The sequence below is a fragment of the Prevotella sp. CAG:255 genome (genome assembly GCF_000431195.1).
Classification (GTDB): Bacteria; Bacteroidota; Bacteroidia; order Bacteroidales; family Bacteroidaceae; genus Prevotella; species Prevotella rara.
Window position 1 is genome coordinate 151,572 of record NZ_HF986820.1, and the last position, 8,952, is coordinate 160,523.

6 protein-coding genes are annotated in these 8,952 nt (G+C 47.6%); 5 read left to right on the forward strand and 1 reads right to left on the reverse strand.

The window, feature by feature from the left end; translation table 11 throughout:
* From QVO66_RS09705 to QVO66_RS09725, 5 genes are all read left to right on the forward strand, one after another.
* The coding region (locus QVO66_RS09705; protein WP_288172785.1) for a GumC family protein at positions 1-1,692 on the forward strand (1,692 nt) is incomplete at its 5' end.
* 41 nt (positions 1,693-1,733) lie between these two features.
* Complete coding sequence (locus QVO66_RS09710; protein ID WP_021855295.1) at positions 1,734-1,931, forward strand: hypothetical protein; 198 nt, start codon at positions 1,734-1,736, stop codon at positions 1,929-1,931.
* 18 nt (positions 1,932-1,949) lie between these two features.
* Positions 1,950-4,283, forward strand: coding sequence for a hypothetical protein (locus QVO66_RS09715; RefSeq protein WP_021855296.1), 2,334 nt, complete (start codon positions 1,950-1,952; stop codon positions 4,281-4,283).
* 76 nt (positions 4,284-4,359) lie between these two features.
* Entirely contained in the window at positions 4,360-6,918 is a 2,559-nt protein-coding gene (locus QVO66_RS09720; protein ID WP_021855297.1) for a CotH kinase family protein, read from the forward strand.
* A 31-nt stretch (positions 6,919-6,949) separates the two neighbouring features.
* Positions 6,950-8,155 carry an OmpA family protein gene (locus QVO66_RS09725; protein ID WP_021855298.1) on the forward strand — a complete coding sequence of 402 codons (1,206 nt, stop codon included), beginning with the start codon at positions 6,950-6,952 and terminating at the stop codon, positions 8,153-8,155.
* Positions 8,156-8,722: 567 nt separating this feature from the next.
* On the opposite strand, the gene QVO66_RS09730 is transcribed toward QVO66_RS09725, so the two are convergent.
* Positions 8,723-8,952 (reverse strand): hypothetical protein (locus QVO66_RS09730; protein WP_288172786.1); only part of this gene is annotated, 230 nt, incomplete at its 5' end.

An 8,952-nucleotide genomic window follows, 5' to 3' on the forward strand; every position in this document is an offset into this window, starting at 1 on the left:
ATTCAGCAGGAAGATGAAGAATCGTCTATACTCACACTCTCGCTGAAGGACAATTCGGCCACACGTGCAGAGGATGTGCTGAACATGCTTATCACGGTTTACAATGAAGAGGCAATCAAGGACAAAAACCAGGTGGCTGTAAACACCGCCAACTTTATCAGTGAGCGTCTGATCATCATCGAGAACGAACTCGGCAACGTTGAGTCAAGCCTCGAGTCGTACAAGCAGCGCAACCAGGTGATAGATATCTCGTCTTCGGCAAATATGTATATGAACGAGTCGCAGAAATACAATGCCGATGCTCTGGAACTAGAAACGCAGTTGCGTCTTGCTCACTTTATCAAGGACTATCTGACCAATCCTACCAAGGAAACCGACCTTATCCCGGCTAACACCGGTATCGGAGACATGAATATCGAAAATCAGATAAGCTTATATAATAACACTAAACTTAAGCGCGACAGGCTTATAGACGACAGCAGCGAGAACAACCCGGTGGTGCAGGAGCTGAACAACTCGTTGCGTGCGATGAAGCAGAACATCATACGTGCCGTTGACAATATGATTGTAAGCCTGAACGTGAAACGCAACGATGCCCAAAACCGCGAGATGAGGGCACAGAACCGCGTAACGTCTATTCCGCGTAAGGAACGTCAGATCCTTTCTATCGAGCGTCAGCAGAAAATCAAGGAAGCCCTGTATCTGTTCTTGCTGAACAAGCGCGAGGAGAATGCTCTCTCTCAGGCTATGGCCGACAACAATGCGCGCGTCATCGACAGCGCCGACGGCAGCGGCGCGCCTATAGCTCCGCAGCGCAACCGCATCATCCTGCTTGGACTGCTCGTCGGTATAGCTCTTCCCGGCGTAGGCTGCCTGCTCGTGCTCTTTATGGACACACGCGTTCACGGACGTAAGGATGTTGAAAAGGTTATTAGCGTGCCTTTCCTCGGTGAGATACCGATGGACAAGGAGACAGACCGCAGTCAGCACGGTTATCAGCTGATAAAGCCCGATGACGACAGCGTCGTGTCAGAAGCTTTCCGCATTTTGCGTACCAATATGTCGTTCATGTCGAAGAAAGACCACCCGACTCAGGTCATCACCTTTACCTCGTTTAACGAAGGTGCCGGCAAGACGTTCATCTCTTGTAACCTTGCCATGAGTTTTGTCTTTGCAAAGAAAAAGGTGGTGATGGTCGACCTCGATATACGTAAGGCCACGCTGAGCTGCCATTTTGGTGACCATCGTAATGGTGTTACCAATTATCTGGCTGACCCGACAGTGGCGTTGGACGACATCATACGCCATCAAGACTCTTTCGACCTTATTCCTTCAGGCGAAATTGCTCCAAACCCTGCCGAGCTGCTTATGGACGAGCGTCTCGACCAGATGATGGCAGAGCTGCGTAAGCGTTATGACATAATCATTGCCGACAACGTGCCTATGGGCATCATTGCCGACGCAAGCATCGTCAACCGTATAGCCGACCTGACAATCTTTGTTGTGCGTGCCGGCAAACTCGACCGCAGACAGCTTCCTGACATCGAGGCTCTCTATGAGGACAAGAAACTCAAGAACATGGCCTTGGTGCTCAACGGCGTAGATCCTGACCGTCGCGGTTATGGCTATGGTTACGGATACGGCTATGGCTACGGTTATGGTTACGGCAAGCATGGAAAAAAGAAAAAATGAGATCTTAAAACTATAGTTTAATTATTAAAAATTTTATTGCAATGAAAAAAGAACAGAAAGAAAAGTATGAGTCTCCGTCAACCCGGAAGACTCAGGTAAACCTGGAAAACGGGTTTATGTCGGCTTCTGTGTTTGAAGATGGAACCGAAAACGCTGAGGGCGTTACCATTGAAGAACACGGATTTGCTAACCCGGATAGCCCTTGGGAAGGTGATTATTCAGGAAGTACTTGGGATTAATAATTAAAAATTTAAATTATGAAGAAGAACATATTTTTAATAGCAGGCATAGCACTTACGGCTATGCTTAGCGGTTGTGCAGATGAAAATCTGGACAATACCGTTAAAAATCCCGTTAAGTCGGGTGAGGAGATTATGTTCGGGTCTAAATTAGTTGGTGATGCAGATGTGATTGAGGCAAAGCCGGGAACCCGAACTGTTTATGGAGACCGTAATGAGAAAGGAGTTCCTGTATATTGGGAAGCTGATGGCAGCGATACAATTGCTATTTTCTGTAATCAGGCATCTCAGCCAGCCAATCATCTTGTAAATTACAAGATAACGCCCGACGAAACAGACCATGCAACAGCTGCAAGTGTTGCAAAAGTGAACCCAAGTGAAGCCGGTCTGCAATGGGGAGATGTTGATACTGAGCACAGATTTTATGCTTTCTATCCGGCAAGTGCTGTGAAGGGTTCTGCTGAAGAGGATCAGACGGGAAAGATTACTGCTAATATTCCTGTTACACAGCAGGTACAGGAATGGAGACAAGGCAAATTTGAAAGTTCTGACACAGAATTTAATGGTAGAACCGTTTATTTCGGACTTCCGGATATGGATTATGCCTATATGTATGCTTATAATGCCGTAACACCTTCGCAGGTAAAGGATGGGCAATTCATAGATTTGCAATTCCATAATTTGGTAACAGTGCTTGATATCACAGTGCAGGGTCCATCGTCTGGTACTGCTACAATTACCAATATTAATGTGGATGCGATTGAAGGTGAAGAGCCTATTCTTACGGGTGACTTTACATGTAATATCAGAAATACGGAGACCGGAGTAATAGGAACCTGTGATCCGGTTGGTGATTTCAACGAGGAACGTGGACGTATTTCTATTCCTTGCTATGATAAGAAAACCAAGAAGTTCATTCAGCTTGGTCCAAATGAACTTCTTAACGTAAAAGCCTATATCATTCCACAAGACAAAAATACTGTAACTAAGCGTACTCTTCGTGTTACGGTATCTTTGCTGAATGGTGCTCCTTGCAGGAAGACTTTGCAGCAAGCGGATGTTACTCCGCATAAAATCAACCGTGTTATTCTTCCTCCATTGACAATCGGAGGCACAAACTATTGGATGAGTTCACTTGACCCAGATATCTATGTGTCAGAGCTTTCTATACCTGGAAGTAAGTTCTCTGTTTTGACAAGCGATAATGGCGCAAGCAGGGTTTATCAGAATGCATCGATTGCACAACAGTTCACGGATGGTGTTCGTGCATTTATTTTGCAGACTGCTACAAAAGGTGAAAATTCTCACACAGATATTTTGGGTAATCCTAATGGCAACAATTGGACTCCTGGCGGATTTTGGGTCGTTTCTGAAAATAAAGACAAACCGGTAATGGAGTTAAAAACAGCTATTTCAGAAATAGCATCTTACTTGGATGCAAGTGAAAAAGCTGGAAAAGAAAATGAGTTTGCTTTTGTAATGTTGACTTATACTACTGGAGATTATGATTTAGGAACAGGACATTATGGCTTGGGATTTGTATATGATCGTGATCCTGCGGATCCAGAGCAATATTGGATTAATAGTCTGCGTGATGAAGTAAATAGCATAGCGGGTGATGCAGCAAATCGTATTTATACAGGTGAGATAACCCCGGAAACAACGATTGATGATGTGAAAGGTAAAATCATATTAAAGGCTAATTATAACTCGCAGAATATGATTAGTAATTATGGATCAGCCACAGCTCCAATAATGTTCACCTATTGGGGATCTGCTTATGGTCCTAAGATTTATAACGGGGCCTATTATCAGGATACATACGGCGGTATGCCTATGGATTGGGGTAAACCAATGTGGTATGAGAACTCTGACGCTAAGTTGAGATGGTATTATCAGGAGGTAACAAGTGTTGGTACTGGTCAGGAGGCAACTCGTGCAGAAAAAGAGACCTTTATCAAGAACTTGTTTACGAAGAGTGTTGATTTGTATCATAATGACACATCTCATAAGACATGGTTTATGAACGATCTTGGAGGATACTATTCTGACAATGCCGATATAAATGGCAGAGGTACAGGTATTCAGGCTTTGGCTATTGATATGAACCAGATGGGAGTTGATGAGTTGCAAAACCGTGAAGAAAATGCCGGACTTGGTATTATCTTCATGAACTTTGCCGACAAACAGGCTTTATCAGGTGCTGAATACAAGAGCGACTGGCTGATACAGACCCTTATCGACAACAACTTTAAGTTTGCGTTGCGTAAGAAAGGCTCAAGCACAACGCCTTCATCAAATTACAATGCCACTTATTCAAATGGCGGAAATGCCGTTGGTTGGGATAAGTAATCACTATTTGACAATGAAACTTTCGCTGAAAGACTCAGCGAAAGTTCATTGTTGAAAAATGTATCATATAAGATAAATGAGTTATCCTATACGAAAATACGCGGCATTAGTAATTGCGTTAGCCTGCTTTGCTTCATGCCAGGACGAGTCTTTGCTCGGCGGAGACGCTGCCGGCAACGTTAAGATTCTTGCACGCATGAGCGGCTCAACACCTACGCGTACTTGTGTTGACGGAGTTACGACAGACGGTTCGGTGGGCATATTGTGGTCTCCGGGCGACCGTATCGGCGTGTATGGAAGCGCCGGAACGGCAAACGCCTTGTTCGTATCTTCAAATACGAGTGCCGCGCCTGAAGCCGTCTTTGCAGGCAATCTGAAGCAGGGCGAATCTCCCTCTTACGCCTACTATCCCTATGACGAAGGCAACTCTTCGTCGGATGTCTCGGCTATTAAAGGAAACCTGAAGCTTGTTCAGGCATACAACATGGCCGACGGAACGTTAGAGGCCGACTATAAAGTAGGCAAGTCAACGTTTTCATCAGCTGATGGCGGACAATATGAGTTCTCGTTCGAGCATCTGTTTTCCCTTATCAGGTTCAGCATCAACGCCACGGGTACTCTTCTCGAAGGCGATAATCTTGAAAGCATCATCCTGACCTTGCCCGACGGGCGCAGGCTCGGCGGCGAGTTTACGTTCGACGCAGCTTCGAAGGCTGTGACATGGACCGGTGCTGCCGACGAGGTGAACCGGCTGACCATGAAATGGAGCGATGCTCCGGCGCTTACGAGAGGACAGGAGTTGACGGGATATATGACCTGTGCCCCTGACATACATCAGAACGACGATATAAAAATAACCATTCTGACACATCAGTACAAGGCAGAGTTCACCCGCCGTTCGCTTGCAGACTTCGCTGCTAACACATGCTACACGTTCCCGCTGACGCTTGCCAACTATTCTGATATGGTTGTAACCAAGCGTCCTGTGTTCAAGAGTTTCTCATTCGATGTAAGTGCCAACGAAGGCAAAATTCTTGGCACCAAACTGGTGTATGAGAACGGAAAGACACAGCCTGTGGATAATACGGCAGAGGTGATGACGGTAGGTACTGACAGCGTTACCGGCTGCATACCTTATCTGTTTGACTTCAAGCTGAAGCCCACGTTCACCATACCTGAAGGCATGACCGTAACAGTGGACGGAAAAGCACAGACGAGCGGAGCCGACGAGCAGGACTTCAGCAAGCCGGTGACATATGTCGTGTCTAACGGCGAGGAAGACCGCGCCTATGTTGTTGAGGTTACAAACACCGGGTTGCCGGTGGCTGTGCTTGAGCAGGAAGGCGGCAGCGTCTATTGGGATGAGGCCGGCATAAATGTGCGCGGCAAGGATGAAGACTGGGGCGGAAACGACCATTTTACGCTCTACAATGCAGATGGAACGGTAGATGTGGAAACTGCTTTATGCAGTTCGCGCCTTCGCGGTAACTCCACGCAGAACTTCCCGAAACTTCCCTTTGCGCTTAAATTCGACAAGAAAGTAGGTATACAAGGACTGCCTACCGACAAGCGCTGGGAGCTGCTTGCCAACTGGATGGACCGCACTTCGCTGCGCAATGCAGTTGCTCTCGACATAGCTCATCGCACGGCCGGCGCACATACTGACGGCTTGGGATGGAGTCCTAATGGTGTGAATGTGGAACTGGTTATCAACGGACGTCATGTGGGAAACTATTTCCTGTGTGAGAAAGTGAAGATTGATGCCGACCGCGTGAACATCAAGGACTGCTATGAGGACGTTGTGGACGGTGGCAACTCCAATCCTTCTGTTGCCGACTGCGGTTATCTGCTTGAGTTCGACGACGCGATGGATGAGGTCAACTGTTTCCGTACAGACCGCGGACTTCCTGTCATGTTTAAGGATGAAGTGCCGGAAAACGGAACGCTGTTTAATGCCATAAAAGATAAGATTGAGGCAATTGAGCAGAATCTGGAAAACGGCAACTACTCTGAAGCCTACAAGCAGCTGGACATCAACTCCGTCATTGACTATTTCTTTGTGCAGGAACTTACGTTCAACGATGAATACAAGCATCCTAAGAGCGTATATATGTACATCGACGGCGAGGATAAGCTGACAGCAGGCCCGGTGTGGGACTTTGACTGGCAGACGTTTATCATTCCGGATCAGGTGCGTGCCTACGGCGGAACTTACGACTGCCGTAACACGGACGAGTGGCTGTATGGAGCTTCGGCGTTGGCCGAAAAACAGTGGCCATGGGGAAATCCTGATTATGTCAACGACAAGCCCTATATGTGGTATCCGCTTCTGTTTAAAGACCCGACGTTCAGAAGTAGCTTACAGGCGCGCTGGACGGCTGTTTATGCAGCTCTGCAGGCTGTAGTGGCAGAGATAGACCGGCTGGCACTTCAGAATCGTCTTTCAGATAAGTTCAACTCGGCAATGTGGCCTACCACACGCACTCTGAAAAACGAGTGTGGCGCTGCGTTCAATGGTGATGAGGATATGACCTTCGACCAGGCAATACAGTCGATGAAGAAGGCATATACAGACCGTCTGAACTGGATGAACGCACAGATAATAAGTGGAAGTTTCGTGACAGACGCAGACTAATGAAAATATCTAACGAATAAAAATTCATAATATGATTAAAAGAACAATCGCGGCAGCCATTGTAGTATTGGCTGCAGGTTCAGCCTTTGCCCAGGCTGAACAAAAGACCAGTTCCACAGAATATGTGGAATACAGCTCAAGTAAATATAAAGTGGAGACAAACGGCTTCTGGAGCAACTGGTTTGTCAGTGTTGGCGCTGGTGGCCAGGTCTACTTTGGCGACCATGACCGTCAGGCTTCGTTTGGCGACCGAATTTCGCCGGCTCTCGATGTAGCTGTTGGCAAGTGGTTCTCGCCGAGCATAGGCGTAAGGCTTATGTATAGCGGCCTTTCGGTTAAGGGTGCCACACAGAAGGGCTCTTTGGCTCACAGCACCGGTGAGGATGTGCCCGGAAAGGGAGGCAACGGCTATTGGCTGGAGAAGCAGAAGTTTAATTACTTCAACTTCCATGCTGATGTGCTGTTCAATCTCTCTAACATGATATGTGGCTACAATGAGAAGCGTCTGTATAACCTCAGCGCTTACGGAGGTCTCGGCGTGATGCACGTGTCAGAAGAGCCGTCAGCCACAGACATATCAGCACACTTCGGTCTTCTTAACACCTTCCGTCTGTGTTCAGCTCTGGACCTCAACCTTGACCTGCGCGGAACGCTGGTTAACGATGAGTTCGACGGCGAGGGCGGAGGCCGTGGCGGCGAAGGTATGTTCACCGTTGCAGTTGGTCTTACCTATAAGTTTAATCCGCGCGGCTGGGAGCGCAGCAAGGTCGTTACACGCACTGTGTATAACAACGACGAAATCAACGCCATGCGCGAACAGCTCAACCGCATGAGCGAGGAGAACGCACGTCTGCAGGAAGCTCTCAACCAGAACGACAAGGAGAAGGCTGAGACCATAGTTAAGCAGATAACATCTGCTAACCTCATCGTGTTCCCGATAGGCAAGAGCACCTTGTCTAATCAGGCTCGCGTAAACCTCGGCATGCTTGCAGAGGTAATCAAGCAGGGCGATCCTTCAACGGTTTACACCATCACCGGATATGCTGATGCCGGAACCGGAACAAAGGCCGGCAACGAGCGTCTGAGCAAGAAGCGTGCTGAGGCTGTATATAACTGCCTGGTAAAAGAGTTTGGCATTAGCAAGTCACAGCTCCATATTGACTATAAGGGCGGTGTGGACAATATGTTCTATGACGACCCGCGCATGAGCCGTGCCGTAATCACCAAGACAAAGTAAATATATCTGTCTGACTTGTTGCGATGCGTACCTGCGTCAGCAACGTAGTGGCGCGAGGGTGTGGCAAGGAGTCAGGGCTGGTTAGCTCATTTTATTGCAGTCGGATTTGCTCTGCTGCCTGAATGTGTTTTCGGGCATACAGTGTCAAGTCTGGTATGAGTTTGTCTGTTTCTATAGCCCCTCTTCGTACACATCCTCGTTTTCTAATTGAAAGTTTTGTGTTCAATCCCATTTGCTGTCTTTTTGGCAGTGAATGGGATTTTTTGTTTTCGGGAGTTTCATCTGTCCGCCATGATTCTGATGAGGCATGCCGAGAACATGAGCAAACGGCAATGTAAACAAGACGACGGGCTGAAAGCATGGACGCACAAAACAGATAACGCTATCTGCGGGCTGATGGCAGATTCGCGTTTAAGGGCCTGCATAAGGCTTATGTGACTGATATGCCGTTGCCTGACGGAAAGGCCGTCAGAAGGCGCAGAAATGCTTCGAGTGGGCATGCAGCATAGGGGAGTCTGTGCCGGCCATGCGTGCTGAGGTTATGTCATTGTGCATATCCATGCCGCGTCAGAGTTGCTCATGCTGATAAAGTTGCCGGTTGAACGGCATTATGCTTAATGATTTTTTTGAGACGTGCCTTGAAGGTATGCCGGCGCCCTGTGTAAAAAAGTCAGTTGCTTTTCTGTTGTTTTGGCTTAGCTGCATCGTAGGTTTTTCTGCACGATTAGACGATGGAGTATATGCAATAAAAAAGGAGTACCGTTTGGTACTCCTCTGTGATCCGTTTGGGGGCGGAA